At 74.2% G+C, this 15,415-nt stretch carries 11 protein-coding genes; 8 read left to right on the plus strand and 3 right to left on the minus strand.

Going from position 1 to position 15,415, the window contains the following annotated elements:
- The first annotated feature begins 46 nt into the window (after positions 1-46).
- Genes AB0K07_RS06760 through fxsT form a run of 5 tightly spaced genes read left to right on the plus strand, consistent with a single transcriptional unit; the run spans position 47 to position 8,989 of the window.
- Positions 47-2,341 carry an FxsB family cyclophane-forming radical SAM/SPASM peptide maturase gene (locus AB0K07_RS06760; RefSeq protein WP_363751586.1) on the plus strand — a complete coding sequence of 765 codons (2,295 nt, stop codon included), beginning with the start codon at positions 47-49 and terminating at the stop codon, positions 2,339-2,341.
- The gene (locus AB0K07_RS06765) at positions 2,325-3,152 is read left to right on the plus strand and encodes an AAC(3) family N-acetyltransferase (RefSeq protein WP_363751588.1); all 828 of its coding nucleotides are present in this window, start codon (positions 2,325-2,327) and stop codon (positions 3,150-3,152) included. The genes AB0K07_RS06760 and AB0K07_RS06765 overlap by 17 nt, the downstream gene beginning before the upstream one ends.
- 52 nt (positions 3,153-3,204) lie before the next feature.
- Positions 3,205-3,864, plus strand: coding sequence for a TIR-like protein FxsC (locus AB0K07_RS06770; protein ID WP_363751590.1), 660 nt, complete (start codon positions 3,205-3,207; stop codon positions 3,862-3,864).
- Positions 3,861-5,123 carry a TIR-like protein FxsC gene (locus tag AB0K07_RS06775; RefSeq protein WP_363751592.1) on the plus strand — a complete coding sequence of 421 codons (1,263 nt, stop codon included), beginning with the start codon at positions 3,861-3,863 and terminating at the stop codon, positions 5,121-5,123. The genes AB0K07_RS06770 and AB0K07_RS06775 overlap by 4 nt, the downstream gene beginning before the upstream one ends.
- Entirely contained in the window at positions 5,120-8,989 is a 3,870-nt protein-coding gene (gene fxsT, locus AB0K07_RS06780; protein ID WP_363751594.1) for an FxSxx-COOH system tetratricopeptide repeat protein, read from the plus strand. Before AB0K07_RS06775 ends, fxsT begins: the two co-directional genes overlap by 4 nt.
- A gap of 69 nt (positions 8,990-9,058) precedes the next feature.
- Here the strand turns inward: fxsT and AB0K07_RS06785 are convergent, their stop codons facing one another.
- Positions 9,059-9,967 carry an alpha/beta hydrolase gene (locus AB0K07_RS06785; RefSeq protein ID WP_363751596.1) on the minus strand — a complete coding sequence of 303 codons (909 nt, stop codon included), beginning with the start codon at positions 9,965-9,967 and terminating at the stop codon, positions 9,059-9,061.
- Positions 9,968-10,186: 219 nt separating this feature from the next.
- On the opposite strand from AB0K07_RS06785, the gene miaB reads away from it, so the two are divergent.
- The gene (gene miaB, locus AB0K07_RS06790; protein ID WP_363751598.1) at positions 10,187-11,665 is read left to right on the plus strand and encodes a tRNA (N6-isopentenyl adenosine(37)-C2)-methylthiotransferase MiaB; all 1,479 of its coding nucleotides are present in this window, start codon (positions 10,187-10,189) and stop codon (positions 11,663-11,665) included.
- Between the two features lie 121 nt (positions 11,666-11,786).
- Here miaB and AB0K07_RS06795 read toward each other — a convergent pair whose 3' ends face one another.
- Positions 11,787-12,044 (minus strand): hypothetical protein, encoded by a 258-nt coding sequence (locus AB0K07_RS06795; protein ID WP_363751600.1) that lies wholly within the window; start codon positions 12,042-12,044, stop codon positions 11,787-11,789.
- Positions 12,045-12,317: 273 nt separating this feature from the next.
- Positions 12,318-13,526 (minus strand): DUF349 domain-containing protein, encoded by a 1,209-nt coding sequence (locus AB0K07_RS06800; RefSeq protein ID WP_363751601.1) that lies wholly within the window; start codon positions 13,524-13,526, stop codon positions 12,318-12,320.
- 201 nt (positions 13,527-13,727) lie between these two features.
- Between AB0K07_RS06800 and AB0K07_RS06805 the strand changes: the two genes are divergently transcribed.
- On the plus strand, positions 13,728-14,444 hold the full coding sequence (locus AB0K07_RS06805) for a class III extradiol dioxygenase subunit B-like domain-containing protein (RefSeq protein WP_363751602.1): 717 nt from the start codon (positions 13,728-13,730) through the stop codon (positions 14,442-14,444).
- Positions 14,445-14,455: 11 nt separating this feature from the next.
- On the plus strand, positions 14,456-15,415 hold the full coding sequence (gene miaA, locus AB0K07_RS06810; RefSeq protein ID WP_363752738.1) for a tRNA (adenosine(37)-N6)-dimethylallyltransferase MiaA: 960 nt from the start codon (positions 14,456-14,458) through the stop codon (positions 15,413-15,415).

Raw genomic sequence — 15,415 nt, forward strand, 5'->3', positions numbered from 1 at the left:
CGGTTCGTCCGGTTCGGGCGGATCCTGCCGGCGGATCAGCCAGTTCGTGCTGAAGGTGCACAGCAGGTGTGACCTCAGCTGCGACCACTGCTACGTCTACCAGCACGCCGACCAGACCTGGCGTGGCCGCCCGGTCCGGATGTCACCGGCCACCGTCCGGGCCGCGGGAAAGCGGATCGCCGAGCACGCCCGCGAGCACGAGCTGCCGGTCGTGCACGTGGTGCTGCACGGCGGCGAGCCGCTGCTGCTCGGTGCTGCCGGGCTGCGCGAGGTGGTGGCCGCGTTGCGGGCCGAGATCGCGCCCTGGACGCAGCTCGACCTGCGGATGCAGACCAACGGCGTGCTGCTCGACGAGGAGCTGTGCGGCGTGCTGGTCGACCACGACGTGAAGGTGGGCGTGTCGTTCGACGGCGACCGCGCCGCCAACGACCGGCACCGGGTGTTCGCCCACGGCGGCAGCAGTCACGACCACGTCCGGCGGGCTCTGGCCCTGCTCCGTCACCCGGCTCATCGCGCCAGCTACGCCGGCATCCTCTGCACGGTCGACGTCCGCAACGATCCCGACCGGGTCTACGAGGCGCTGCTGGCCGAACACCCGCCCCGGGTCGACCTGTTGCTGCCGCACGCCACCTGGGACCGCCCCCCGGACCGCCCCGGCGACACGGCCACCCCGTACGCGGACTGGCTGGGGCGGATCCACCGCCGGTGGGTGGACGACGGGCGGCCGGTGTCGATCCGGCTGTTCGAGGCCCTGCGCCCGGGTGGGGGCGGCACCGAGGCGTTCGGCCTCGCCCCGGCCGACGTGCTCGTGGTCGAGGCCGACGGCACCTGGGAACAGGTCGATTCGCTGAAGACCGCGTACCACGGCGCGGCCGGCACCGGATTCGACGTGTTCGGTCACTCGGTGGATGAGGCCGCCCGGCATCCGGGGGTCGCCGTCCGGCAGGCCGGCGTGGCTGGGCTCAGTGCCATCTGCCAGGCCTGCCCGGTCGTCGACCGGTGCGGCGGCGGCCTGTACGCCCATCGTTGGCGGACCGGCTCCGGTTTCGACAACCCCTCGGTGTACTGCGCCGATCTGCGCCGCCTGATCGACACGGTGGCCGCGTACCCGCCATCGGGCCACGCCACCCACCGCGCACCACCCGAGCGGGACGACTCGCCGGTCGACGAGCTGCTGGACGAGCTGGCGGCCGGGCACGAGTCGGAGCAGGTCCTCTCTCTGCTCGCCGCCACCCAGCTCTCCATCACCCGGGCGCTGCTGGCGGCCTGGCGGGAGAGGACCGGGCCGACCGCCGCCTGGGAGCTGCTCGCTCACCTCGACGGCACGGCACCGGACGCGGTACGGGCGGTCCTGACGCACTCCTTCGTCCGCCCGTGGCTGGTGCACTGCCTGGGCCCGTCCACCCGGTCCGGGCCGGCCCGGGCGGTCGACCCGCTACCGGCCCTCGCCACCGTCGCCGCCCTCCGGGCCGGCGTTGCGACAGCGCTGAGCGTCCCGGTGCGGGCCGGCACGATCACGCTGCCCACGCTCGGCAGCCTGGTGGTGCCGAGCGGCAGCGGCGAGAGTGCCGACGTGACCGTCCTCCCGGGAGGGTTCCGGGTCGGTGGCGGGCCGGCGGAGCAGGTGGTGGCCCTCGATCCGGCCGGGCCGGCACCGACCGGCTGGCGGCCCACGCGCCGTGTGCCGGTGCCCGATCGCCACCTGCTCGTCGAGGACGGCGACCCGTACCGGGACTGCTACGGCCAACCGGTCGCCTCCCGCCTGGACGAAGCGGCGACGGGGGCGTTGGGCCGTGTCCTGGCCGACGCCTGGCGCGTCGTGCACCGTGACGTGCCGGCCCACGCGGCGGCGCTCGACGCCGGTCTGCGTACCGTCGTGCCGCTGGCCCCCGACCCGGCGAGACCGCTGCGGAGCGCCACCGCCCGGGGCGCCTTCGGTGCGGTCGCCGTCACCCCCATCCCGGACCCGGAGACGATGGCGGTGCTGCTCGTGCACGAGTGGCAGCACGCGAAGCTCGGTGCGGTGCTCGACCTGTACGACCTCGTCGAGTCGAGCGCGGCCCCCCGGATCCGGGTGCCCTGGCGCCCCGACCCCCGGCCGCCGGAGGGAGTGCTCCAGGGCGTGTACGCGCACCTGGCGGTCACCCGGGTGTGGCGGTCCCGGGCGGACGCCGACCGGCCCGAGCACCGGGACGCGTCGGCGCACGCGGCCCGTTACCTGTCCTGGACCCGGGACGGCGCCGACGCTCTGCTGGCGAGCCGCACGCTCACCCCGGCCGGGGAACGGTTCGTCGGCCGGATGCGGCACGCCCTGGAGGAGATCCGTGTCGGGCCCGGATGAGACGCCCCGCCTGCCCGCGCTGGGTCGGTCCCGCCTCGCCGCGGACCTGCGCGCGTTGGGCGTCCGCGCGGGGGCGTGCCTCCTCGTGCACTGTGGCCTACGCCGGCTGGGCCCGCTGGAGCACGGTCCCGCGACGCTCGCCGGCGCGCTGCGCGACGTCCTCGGCCCGGCCGGCACACTGCTGGTGCCCACCCAGACCGACGGCAACTCGACCACCTCCCGCACCTACCTGGCGGCCACCGCCGGCCTGGACGCGGCGCAGCTCGCCCGGTACGAGGCGGCCCTGCCGGGCTGGGACCGCCGGACCACCCCGTCGCAACGGATGGGCGCGCTCGCCGAGTTCGTCCGGTGTGCCCCCGGCGCCGAGCGCAGCGATCATCCGCAGACCTCGTTCGCCGCGCTCGGTCCCCGGGCGCGGCAGCTCACCGACGGCCACGACCTCGACTGCCACCTGGGCGAACGCTCACCGGTGGGCGCCCTGTACGCGGCGGACGGGCAGATCCTGCTGCTCGGCCTCGGCTACGAGGCGTGCAGCGCGCTGCACCTGGCCGAGTACCGCCTGCCGGTGCCGCCGCCGGAACGGGACTACCACTGTTTCCGGCTCGTCGACGGCCGTCGGGTCCGCCTCGACTTCCGCGCCCTCGATCTCGACGACAGCGACTTCCCGAACGTCGGGGCCGCGCTCGACGGCGAGCCGTTCGTCCGGCAGGGCCGCGTCGGCGGGGCGCCAGCACGACTGCTGCCGCTGCGCGCCACTGTGGACTTCGCGGTCGGTTGGTTCGCCGCGAACCGCCTGACGGTCGGACGTTGACGTGGGGTCTACGCTGATGGTCCGGCCGCGTGGGGAGGGCGGAGGGCCTGCGGTGACCACAGTGGACCTGCCCTCCGGCACGCGTGCCCCGCTGTTCTTCGTTAGCTACTCCCGGGCGCCGGTCCGCCGGGCCACCGGAAACCCCGCCGAGTACGTCTCCCGTTTCTACGAGGACCTGTCGGTTCACGTCAGCGAACTGGTCGGCCCGGTGACCGGGGTGGACCCCGGCTTCCTGGACAGCTCCATCGCGGGCGGGGAACGCTGGAGCCCGGAGCTGCTCCAGGCCGCCGGCACCTGCCAGGTCTTCGTTCCGCTCGTGTCCAGCGCGCTGCTCGGCAGCGACTGGTGTGGCCGGGAGTGGGATGCCTTCTCCCGCCGCCGGATCGTCCCGCGACCCGGTGCCGCCTCGGCGCACGAGACGGCGATCGTGCCGGTCACCTGGTCGCCGACGAACGGCACGCCACTGCCACGGGTGCTCCGCGACATCCAACGGTTCTCCCCGACCGCGATGCCGGATCCGGACATCGCGGCGCACTACCAGCGGGATGGGGTCTACGGATTGCTGACCATGCAGTGGGAGAACGCCTATCGGGCGGTGGTCTGGCGGCTCGCGCAGCGGATCGTGGCCATCCACCGGTCGTACCTGGTGGAGCCGTGGGTGCCGTCGAGCGTGGACGAGCTGTGCAACCGGTTCGCCGAGGAACCGGGATGAGCCCGCCGGCCGGCCGACGCCGGGCGGCGGCCCGGGGGACGTACTTCTTCCTCAGCTACGCCCACTCGGCGCCGCGGCAGGGCGCGCGGGCCGACTCCGACGTCTGGGTCGGCCAGTTCTTCGCCGACCTCGCCGCGGAGGTGACCCGCCAGGCGCGGCCGGTGGCCGGGATGCGGATCGGGTTCTTCGACCAGCACATCCCGTTGGGCGCCGACTGGAAGGCGGCCCTCGCGGAGGCGCTCGGTGACGCGGAGGTCTTCGTCCCGCTCTACTCGCCCGGCTACTTCAGCCGGCCGTGGGCGCTGGGGGAGCAGGAGTCCTTCCGGGCGCGGCTGGCCGCCGCCGGGCCGGCCAGGGCCGCCGCCGGCCACCTCACCCCGGTGCTGTGGATCCCCTTCCCTCCGTGGGAGACCCATCCGGAGCTGGACGGCGCCCTGGACCTGGGCCGGGACGTCCCGGAGTACGCCGAGAACGGCCTGCGCGCGCTCTGCATGCTGGCCTCCTACCGGGCACAGTACGAACTCCTGCTGAGTCGGTTGGCCGGCCGGATCGTGCACACCGCCGAGCGGCGGCCGCTCGGCCCGTCCCGGGCACCCGGCCTGGACGAGGTCACCCGCCCGGCGCCGACCGACCCGGACTTCGTCGTCGCCGTCCTGGCCCCCACCCGGGACCGCCTGCCGGTCGACCGTGATCCCGCCGGCTACGACGCCAGCGGCCGGCTCTGGCGGCCGTACGGCAGCCGGCAGGAGCTGCCCGCCGCCGAGTACGCGGCCAGCACGGCCGAGCGGCTCGGGCTGTCGGCCCGCACGGCGGATCTCGCGCAGGCCGCCGGGCTCCTCGATCGCCGACCGGCCGTGCTGCTCGTCGACCCGTGGATCATGGCGGCGCCGGATGCGCTCGGCACCCTCGAAGGCCTGCTGCACGGCCTGCGGGAGTGGGTCGTCCCGCTCGTGGTCACCGACGACGAAGCGCCCGACGGCGCCCGGTGGGCCACCGAGGTGACCGAGCTGCTCCACGACGCCGGCCTGCCCCAGGTGAAGCGGGCGTGCACCATGCGGGAGTTCGTCGACCTGATGCCGGCGCTGGTGACCGAGGCCCGCCGCCAGTTCCTCAAGCACGCCCCGGTCGTCGCCTTCCCTCCGCCGCCGGAGCCGGTGCCCAGCCTGCGCGACGTGCCGCCCGGCCCGGCGAACCCGGCCGACCCCGCGTCCCCGACCGATGATCCGGTGACACCGCGTCCCCACGGAGAGAACCAATGAGCAACGATCGTGAAGGTCAGGTCGTCACCTTCTACTCGTTCAAGGGTGGAACGGGCCGGACGATGGCTCTGGCCAACGTGGCCTGGATCCTGGCGGCCAGCGGACGGCGGGTACTGGTCGCCGACTGGGACCTCGAGTCACCCGGCCTGCACCGCTTCTTCCACCCCTTTCTCGACGCCGAGGCGATCCAGGGCACCAGCGGCGTCATCGACCTGATCCGCGACTACGAGTGGGAGACCACCCGGGCCGACGACCGCCCGGAGCGGTGGATGGAGCAGTACGCCCGCGTCGGCCGCCACGCGTTCTCGCTGCGGTGGACCTTCCCGGACGGCGGCGGTCTCGACTTCCTCTCCGCCGGCCGGCAGAACAGCGACTACGCCGTCTCGGTGAGCGGGCTGGACTGGGACAACTTCTACAACCGGCTGGGCGGGGCGCAGTTCTTCGAGGCGCTGCGGGCGGACATGAAGCGGCAGTACGACTTCACCCTGATCGACAGCCGGACGGGGCTGAGCGACGTCGCCGACATCTGCACCCTGCACCTGCCGGACACCCTGGTCGACTGCTTCACCCTCAGCGACCAGGGCATCGACGGCGCGGCCCGGGTCGCCCACTCGGTGCGGGACCGCTACCGGCGGCGGGACATCCGGGTCCTGCCGGTGCCGATGCGGGTGGATCAGGCGGAGAAGGAGCGGGCCGAGGCGGGCCGCCTGCTGGCCATGCGCCGGTTCGCCGGGCTGCCGACCGGCATGACCGAGGCGGAGCGACGCCGGTACTGGGCGGCCGTGGAGGTCCCGTACCGGCCGTTCTACGCGTACGAGGAGACGTTGGCGACGTTCGGCGACCCGCCCGGCTCCCCGACGTCGCTGCTGTCCGCGTTCGAGACGCTGACCGGGATCCTCACCGACGGTGCGGTGACCGCGCTGCCGGTGATGGACGAGTCGGTGCGGGAACGGGGCAAGGCCCGCTTCCGCCGGCGCACCGAGGCGATCGACGACCAGATCGTGCTCCGCTGCGCCCCGGAGGACGCCATCTGGGCCGAGTGGCTGGAGCGGGTGCTCAGCTCGGCCGGGATGCGGGTGGTGGATCCGGCGTCCGCCGTCGGGTCCGCCGGTACGCCCGCCCCGCGCACGCTGACGGTGGTCTCGCCGGCCTACGTGGCGACGCCGTCCGGCGGCCTGCCGGCCCGCGACACCAGCACCGGCTCCACGGCCCTCGCCGTGTACGTCGCCGATCTGCGCCCGCTGGCGGAGTTCCCGGCCCAGAGCTCGACCAACCTGGTCAACGTGAGCGCCGCGACGGCGGTGGAGCGGGTGTTGCGGCTGGTCGGCCGGCCGGTGCCGTCGCCCGCGGACGGCCCGGCGGGCGGGGGTGCCCGTTACCCCGGCGCCGAGCCGCTGATCTTCAACGCGCCCAACCGGAACGCCCGGTTCACCGGCCGCGAGGACGACCTGGCGCAACTGCGCGCCCAGTTGCAGAGCGGGGGCAGCGCGGTGGTCCTGCCGGTCGCGCTGCAGGGCATGGGCGGCGTGGGCAAGACGCAGGTCGCCCTGGAGTACGTGCACCGGTTCAAGGCCGCCTACGACGTGGTCTGGTGGATCGTCGCGGACCCGCCGCAGTTCGTCGACACCGCCCTGGCCGACCTGGCCACCCGGCTCGGCATCGCCACCGGGCCGACCCTGCCCGACACCGTCCGGTCGGTGCTCCAGGTGCTCGGCCGGGGCGAGCCGTACGAGCGGTGGCTCGTGGTGCTCGACAACGCCGAGGAACTCGACCAGATCGAGCCGTTCCTGCCCCAGGGGCCCGGGCACGTCCTGCTGACCTCCCGCAACCGCGCCTGGGGTGACCGGGCGAACCCGATCCAGGTCGACGTCTTCGACCGGACGGAGAGCGTCGCCCACCTCGCTCAGCGGGTGCCCACGATCAGCGCCGAGGAGGCCGACCGGGTGGCCGAGGCGCTCGGCGACCTGCCGATCGCGGTGGCCGCCGCGGGCGCCTGGCTCGCCGACACCGGCACGTCGGTCGCCGACTACCTGCGGCAGATCGAGCGGCACGGCCCCAGCGCGCTCTCCGTGGAGGCCACCTGGGACCTGTCGTTGAACCGGCTGCACGACCAGGCGCCCGCCGCGTACCGCCTGTTGCAGCTCTGCTCGGTGCTGGCTCCGGAGATCGCCCTCGACCTGATCTACAGCGACGAGATGGCGTCCGCCCTCGTGCCGTTCGACCCGTCGGTGTCGGAACGGCTCGTGCGCGGCGCCCTGATCCAGCAGATCAACCGGCTGGCGCTGCTCAAACTGGACGTGCAGGGTGGTCGGGTCCAGGTGCACCGGCTGTTGCAGGCGGTGGTCCGGGACCGGATGACCGACGACGAGATCGTCACCGCTCGGCACCAGGTGCACCTGGTGCTGGCCGCGTCCCGACCGCGCGGCGACGTGGACGATCCGACCACCTGGCCCCGCCTGCGCATGCTCTGGCCGCACCTGGAGGTCTCCGAGGCGGTGACCTGCCCCGACGAGTCGGTGTGCCAGCTGCTGATCGACCGCGTCCGCTACCTGTGGCAGCGCGGCGGCCTTGAGCAGGCCGACGCGTTCAGCCAGCAGGTGGACGACACCTGGTCGGCGCGGCTGCGGGATCTCGACGACGAGGGTGAGGCCACGGCGCTGGGCCGACAACTGCTGCACCTGCGGTTCAACCGGGCGAACATCCTGCGCAGCCTGGGCCGGTTCGACGAGTCCCGCGACCTGGACGAGGCGGTGCTGGCCGAGCAGCGCCGGCTGCTGGGCCAGTTGCACCCGCACAGTCTGATGACCGCCGGCAGTCTCGCCGGTGACCTGCGCGCCCTCGGCCGGTACGCCGAGGCGCTGGAGCGGGACCGGTCCACCTACGCCTCCTGGCTGCAGGTGTTCGGCGAGGACCACCCCCGGACGTTGAGCGCGGCCAACAACCTCGCCGTCTCGTACCGGCTGGTCGGTGACTACCGGTCGGCCCGCCGGTGGGACGACGAGGTGCACCAGCGGCGGCGACTGGTGCTCGGCCCCACCAACCCGTACACCCTGGTCTCCGCTGTCCGCCTGGGCAGCGACCTGCGCGAGGCCGGCGAGTACGAGCGGTCGGCCAGCCTGCTGCGCACCATCTACGACGCGTACTGCGAGGTGCTGGGGCCCGACGACGGACTCTCCCTCAATGCCCAGGTCAACCTGGCGGTGTCGCTGCGCAGCGCCGGTCGGGCGGGTGAGGCCGCGCCGATGTTCGAGGCCGCCTACCGGAAGCTCGACGAACGCTTTGGGCCGGACAACCCGGACACGGTGGCGTGCCGGTCGAGCCGGGCGGCGAACCTGCTGGCCGTCGGCGACGCGGCTCGGGCGCTGACCGAGATGACCGCGGTCGTCCAGGCGTACGAGGAGGATCTGCGCCTCGGCGCCACGCACCCGCACACCCTGGCGACGTTGAGCAACATCTCCGCCGCCGAACGTGCGGTCGGTCGCCGGTCGGCGGCGCGCGCGTCGGCCGGGCGGGCGGCCGGCGAGCTGCGTAAGGTGCTCGGCCCCGATCACCCGCACACCCTGGCGGCGGAGGTGAACCAGGCGGTGTGCCTCGCCGAGGAGGGCGAGTGGGTGCCGGCGCGGGACCGGCTGCGGGAGACCGCCGACCGGCTGTCCCAGGTGATCGGCGCGGATCATCCCGACACGCTGCGCTGCCTCGGTGATCTCGCCCTGGTGTCCAGGCGCGTCGACGACGGCACTCCCGCGGAGGCCGTCGCCGCGGTGGCCGACCGGCTGGCCGAGGTGATCGGCCAGGAGCATCCGACCGTGCAGACCCTGCGCGAGCGGCGGTTCGTCGTCCGGGTGATCGACCCGCACTCGTTCTGACCGGGGGCGGGAGGCGGCTCGGTGGGCGGTCCGGCCGTCCGGGCCGCCGCCGTGGCCGTCGGCTCGGGGTCAGAGCTGCGGGCTGGCCGCCAGCTCCGGCGTGGCCAGCCAGGCCAAGGTCTGCGGCAGGATCTCCACCGCGCCGAAGTGCGCGGCGCCGGCCTGCACCTGGACCTCGGCGCGCGGGATCTGCGCGGCGAGCCACCGGGAGTGCTCCACCGGGGAGAAGCGGTCCTGCTCGCCGTGCCACAGCCGGACCGGCGCCCGGATGGCGCCGAGGTCGAACCCCCAGCCCCGCCGCATCGCCAGCACGTCGTCGATCCAGCCCTCCGGGCCGTGCCGCACCGCTTCGGCGTACATGTCGGTCAGCAGCCGGCGGATCGCGACGTCGTCGACCACCCGGATGTCCGCCTCGGGCAACTGGGGGCGGAGGAACTCCAGCAGCGTCATCGGGTCCCGCCGGGCCTGATCCGCGCGGACCTTCAGGTTGAGCGTGAGTTCGGCCAGGTCCTCGTCGGCCCGCCCGTAGTCCTCGACGTTCGTCTCGGACATGCCGGCGTACCAGTCCAGGTCGGGTGCGCCGGCCGGGGCGAGCCCCACCAGCACGGCGGCCCGGGTGACCCGGTCCGGCAGCAGCGCGGCGCAGGCCAGCGCGTGCGGTCCGCCGCCGGAGCGGCCCACCACCGCGAACCGCTCGATGCCGAGGTCGTCGGCGATCGCCGCCACGTCGGCCGCCGCGTCGGCCACCCGGCGACCCTCGTGCCGGCAGGAGTCGCCGTAACCGGGTCGGTCGTAGCAGACGAGTTGCACGCCGAGGCGGTAGAGGACGATGCCGCGCGGGCGGGGGCCGCTGCGGCTGCCCGGTGTGCCGTGCAGCAGGAAGACCGCGGGCCCGTCCGGCGAGCCGGACGTCTCCACCGCGAGGCGCCGGCCGTCCGGAGTGGCGACGGAGCGCTGTGCCGCATGTTGTCGCGTCACGGTTGCCTCCCGCGGGTCGTCATGTGCTCCCCGGAGTACGGAGCCGCGCATCGGCGGCGCCGAGTGCAAAGCCCCCGAAATCGCCCAGAACACATTCTTGTTGTGCAGCGTACTGCCCGCCGTGGGCCCCCGCCATGGGCCACCGGGTCAATGCCGGTCGGCTGGGCCCGCCGACCGGGCCGCTACCCTGGTAGCCCGAGGGGAAGGGGCACCAAGAGGGTGGCTAGGACCTACAACGTCGTGACGTACGGCTGCCAGATGAACGTGCACGACTCCGAGCGCATCTCCGGCCTGCTCGAACAGGCCGGCTACGTGCGCGTGGCACCGGCCGACGACACCCCCGACATCGTCGTCTTCAACACCTGCGCGGTGCGGGAGAACGCCGACAACCGGCTCTACGGCAACCTCGGTCGCCTGCGCCCGGTCAAGGACAAGCACCCGGGGATGCAGATCGCGGTCGGTGGCTGCCTGGCCCAGAAGGACCGCGGCGAGATCGTCCGCAAGGCGCCCTGGGTGGACGTGGTCTTCGGCACGCACAACATCGGTGCACTGCCGGTGCTGCTGGAGCGGGCCCGGCACAACGCCGCCGCCGAGGTGGAGATCCTCGAGTCGCTGGACGTCTTCCCGTCCACGCTGCCCACCCGGCGCGAGTCCACGTACGCCGGCTGGGTGTCGATCTCGGTGGGCTGCAACAACACGTGCACGTTCTGCATCGTGCCGGCCCTGCGGGGCAAGGAGAAGGACCGCCGTCCCGGCGACATCCTCTCCGAGGTGCGTGCCCTGGTCGACGAGGGCGTGCTGGAGGTGACCCTGCTCGGGCAGAACGTCAACTCCTACGGTGTCGAGTTCGGTGACCGGTACGCGTTCGGCAAGCTGCTGCGCGCCTGCGGTGACATCGACGGGCTGGAGCGGGTCCGGTTCACCAGCCCGCACCCGAAGGACTTCACGGACGACGTGATCGCCGCGATGGCCGAGACGCCGAACGTCTGCCACTCGCTGCACATGCCGTTGCAGTCCGGCTCCGACGACGTGCTCCGGGCGATGCGCCGGTCCTACCGGTCCGACCGCTACCTGGGGATCATCGAGAAGGTCCGGGCGGCGATGCCGGACGCGGCGATCACCACCGACATCATCGTCGGCTTCCCCGGCGAGACCGAGGCCGACTTCCAGCGCACCCTGGACGTGGTCCGCGAAGCCCGGTTCTCCTCGGCCTTCACCTTCCAGTACTCCAAGCGCCCCGGCACCCCGGCGGCGACGATGGACGGGCAGCTGCCCAAGCAGGTCGTGCAGGAGCGCTACGAGCGGCTCATCGCCACGGTGGAGGAGATCACCTGGGCGGAGAACAAGCGCCTGGTGGGGGAGACCGTCGAGGTGCTGGTCGCGGTCGGCGAGGGTCGCAAGGACGAGCAGACCGGTCGGATGTCCGGCCGGGCCCGCGACGGCCGGCTGGTGCACTTCGACGCCGGCAGCTTCGCCGGGTCGATCCGGCCCGGTGACATCGTGCACACCGCCGTCACGTACGCCGCCCCGCACCACCTCAACGCCGACGGGGCGCCGCTGTCGCACCGCCGGACCCGCGCCGGGGACGCCGCCGAGGCGGGCCGCTCCCCGCGTACCCCCGGGGTGTTGCTCGGCCTGCCCACCATCGGCGCCCCGGCGGTCGCGCCCGCACCCACCGGCGGCTGCGCCGCCCACTGAGGTCGCGCTCGGACACCTGGCCGCCGCTCCGCGAGACGGTTTGGCGCGCCCCACCCGGTCGACCGTGTCTCCGGGCCGGGACGGCCGGCGCCGCGATGGCGGCGCCGGTCGTCCCGGTGGCTCAGCAGCCGGTGCCGTTGAGTTTCACCGTGCCCGGGGAGCTGGCGGTGCCGTTGGCGGTGAAGCTCACGGTGACCGACCCCCCCGACGGCAGGGACGGGGCGTCGCTCGCCGCCCGCCCGCGCCGCCCGCCCGCGCCGCCCGCCCGCGCCGCCCGCCCGCGCCGCCCGCCCGCGCCGCCCGCGCCGCCCGCGCCGCCCGCCCGCCCGGGCCGCGCGTCCACCCGCATGATCACGCTCGAACATGGATGTAGTGGCATCCGGGCGCCTCGTGGCCACTACATCCTGGATCGGGCATGACCTTGACCGGCGCGGGCGCCGAAATCCGCTCCCGGTCGGTCGCACACACCGCCCGTCGCCAAGATCCCCACAAGATCAGGGATGTTGCTGTCTCCCGCGCGTCGGAGGCAGCAACATCCGTGAAGTTGCGTAGATCTTGGCGCGGGGCGCGGGGCGCGGGGCGCGGGGCGCGGACATGCGGGAGCCCCCGGTCCCGTCAGGGGACCGGGGGCTCCGGACGATGTCAGGTCAGGTCAGCCGGCCTGCTCGGCGAGCTGGAGGAACTGCCGCTTGGCGGCGAGGGCCTGCTCGGCCTCCTTGATCCGGCGGGCGTCCCCGGCGCTCTGCGCCCGGGCCAGCCGGTCCTCGGCCTCCGCCACCTGCGACCGCATCTGGGCGAGCAGCGGGTTGTCCTCCTTGGTGGTGCGGCGCCACGCCGAGTCCATCACCTCGCGGACCTTGTCGTCGATGACGCGCAGCCGGCGCTCCAGCCCGGCGGCGGCCTCCCGGGGCACCCGGCCGGCCTCGTGCCACTGGGCCTGGATGTCCCGCAGCTTGGCCTGGGCGCCCTTCGGGTCGGCGTCGATGTCCAGTGCCTCGGCCTCGGCCAGCAGAGCCTGCTTGCGCTCGAGGTTGGCGCGCTGCTCGTTGTCCCGAGCCGAGAAGACCTCGCTGCGCCTGCTGAAGAAGGCGTCCTGCGCCGCCCGGAACCGTTCCCAGAGCTTCTGCTCGGCCTCCTTGGAGGCGCGCGGGGCGGCCTTCCACTGGGTCATCAGGTCCTTGAGCTGGTTGGCGGTGGCCGCCCAGTCGGTGGAGTCCTTGAGCTTCTCCGCCTCGGCGACCAGCTCCTCCTTGGCCGTCTGCGCCTGCTTGCGCTGCGCGTCCAGGGAGGCGAAGTGGGCGCCCCGGCGCCGGGTGAAGCCGTCGCGGGCGGCGGCGAACCGCTTCCACAGCTCACCGTCGGCCTTCTTGTCGACCCCGCGGATGGTCTTCCACTCGTCGAGGATCTCCTTGAGTCGATCCCCGGCGGTCTTCCAGCCGGTGGATTCGGCGGCGAGCTTCTCGGCCTCCTCCACCAGCGCGGTCTTGCGGGCCAGGGCCTCGCCGCGAGCGGCGTCCCGTGCCGCGCGCGCCTCGCCGGCCTTCTCCTCGGCGAGGGTGGCCAGCTTGTCCAGCCGCGCGGCGAGCGCGTCGATGTCGCCGACCACGTGGGCCTCGGGCAGCGTGGCGCGGATCCGTCGGATCGTGCTCAGCGAGTGCCCGGCGTCCGCCGCACCCGAGTTGAGCCGCGCTTCGGTCAGGTCCACCTCGGTCACCAGATCGGCGAAGCGGCGTGCGAAGTGCGCGAGGCCCTCCTCCGGTGCTCCCGCCTGCCAGGATCCGACCACCCGCTCGCCCTCGGCGGTCTTGACGTACACGGTGCCGTCCGCGTCCACCCGTCCGAAGGCAGTCCAGTCGCTCATGTGCCCATCCTCGATCTCCCGGCGTCGAGGGAACCGTCCCCCGTCGCCGCCACGGCGCAGCCAAGTTGCTTCCGGCATTGTCACAGGTCCGACCCGGTCCGCGTCGAGCGCCTATCGCCGACCGTGACCATACGGTGTCCTAGGGCCCGATTGACCGGATCAGCGCGGAGACGCACCGGGGATTCCCGCTACGGTGAACGGGTGCCCCTGGTCGCCGCCGCAGTCTGCCCGCATCCGCCCCTGCTCGTGCCCGACGTGGCCGGCGCCGCCGCGCCGGAGTTGGACGACCTGCGCGCGGCGTGCGACACCGCCGTCGGCGGGCTGCTGGCCGCCGACCCGGACGCCGTGGTGCTGCTCGGTGCCGGCCCGGTGACCAGCCCGATTCCGGCCCCGGCCACCGGCTCGCTGCAACCCTGGGGCGTCGACCTGGACGTGCCGCTGGCCCCCGGCCAGCCCGGCCGGGGCGCGGTGCTGCCGTTGAGCCTGACCATCGGTGCGTGGCTGCTGGCCCGGCACGGCGTACGCCCGCCGGTGGCCGCCGTGCAGGTGGCCGCCGACGCCGGCCCCGCCGAGCTGGCCGCGCTCGCCGACGAGGTCGGCGCCGGGAGCGCCCGGATCGCGCTGCTGGTGCTCGGGGACGGGTCGGCGTGCCGGGGGGAGAAGTCCCCGGGGTACGACGATCCGCGCGCCCTCGCGTACGACCAGGGGGTCGCCAGAGCCCTGGCCGAGGCGGACATGGACGCCCTGCTCGACCTCGACCCCGGCCTGTCGGCGGAGCTGAAGGCCGCCGGCCGGGCGCCCTGGCAGGTGCTGGCCGGCGCGGTCCGGTCGAGCGGCGGCGCGTGGCGCGGCGAGCTGCGGTACGACCGGGCCCCCTACGGTGTCGCCTACTTCGTGGCGTCCTGGGAGCCGGTGTGAGCGAGCGGAGCGTGCGAACTAGCAGGCACGGCGGCGGCGCGAGTGGCGACGAGGGTCGCCCGGTGGGCACGGTCGTCGCGGTGGTCGGCCCGACGGCGGCCGGCAAGTCGGCGTTGAGCATCGCGCTGGCGCACGCCCTGAACGGCGAGGTGGTCAACGCCGACTCGATGCAGCTCTACCGGGGTCTCGACATCGGCACCGCCAAGCTGACGCCCGCCGAGCGGGAGGGGGTGCCGCACCACCTCCTGGACATCTGGGACGTCACGGAGCCGGCCAGCGTGGCGGAGTACCAGCGGTTGGCCCGCGCGGCGGTGGACGACATCCTGTCCCGGGGCCGGGTGCCGCTGCTGGTGGGTGGCTCGGGGCTGTACGTGCGGGCGGTGCTGGAGCGCTTCGACTTCCCCGGCACGGACCCGGCGCTGCGGGAGCGGCTGGAACGGGAGCTGGCCGAGGTCGGCCCGGCCCCGCTGTACGCGCGGCTGCGCGCCGCCGACCCGGCCGCCGCCGAGGGCATCCTGCCCGGCAACGGCCGCCGGATCGTCCGGGCCCTGGAGGTGATCGAGCTCACCGGCGCCCCGTTCACGGCCTCGCTGCCCGAGCCGGTGCCGTACTACCAGTCCGTGCAGGTGGGGGTCGACCTGGACACGGGGCTGCTGGACGAGCGGATCGCGCTGCGGGTCGACCGGATGTGGGCCGACGGCCTGGTGGCCGAGACGCGCGAACTGGTGGGGCAGGGGTTGCCGGAGGGGCGCACGGCGAGCCGTGCGCTCGGCTACCAGCAGGTGTTGCGCCTGCTCACCGGTGAGCTGACCGAGGCGCAGGCGCGCGACGAGACGGTCCGGGCGACCCGGCGGTTCGTCCGCCGGCAGCGGTCCTGGTTCCGGCGTGACCCGCGGATCCACTGGCTGGATTCGGCGTCGCCGGGGCTGATCGAGGCCGCCCTGCGTCTGGTGCCCGCCGCTGCGCGATGA

It is taken from the genome of Micromonospora sp. NPDC049301 (assembly GCF_040678715.1).
In the GTDB taxonomy this organism is placed as follows: Bacteria; Actinomycetota; Actinomycetes; order Mycobacteriales; family Micromonosporaceae; genus Micromonospora.

Coding starts and splice junctions, on each gene's coding strand:
- AB0K07_RS06775 (WP_363751592.1), top strand. CDS start 3,861: ATGAGCCCGCCGGCCGGCCGACGCCGGGCGGCGGCCCGGGGGACGTAC.
- fxsT (WP_363751594.1), top strand. CDS start 5,120: ATGAGCAACGATCGTGAAGGTCAGGTCGTCACCTTCTACTCGTTCAAG.
- AB0K07_RS06795 (WP_363751600.1), bottom strand. CDS start 12,044: ATGCCACTACATCCATGTTCGAGCGTGATCATGCGGGTGGACGCGCGG.
- AB0K07_RS06800 (WP_363751601.1), bottom strand. CDS start 13,526: ATGAGCGACTGGACTGCCTTCGGACGGGTGGACGCGGACGGCACCGTG.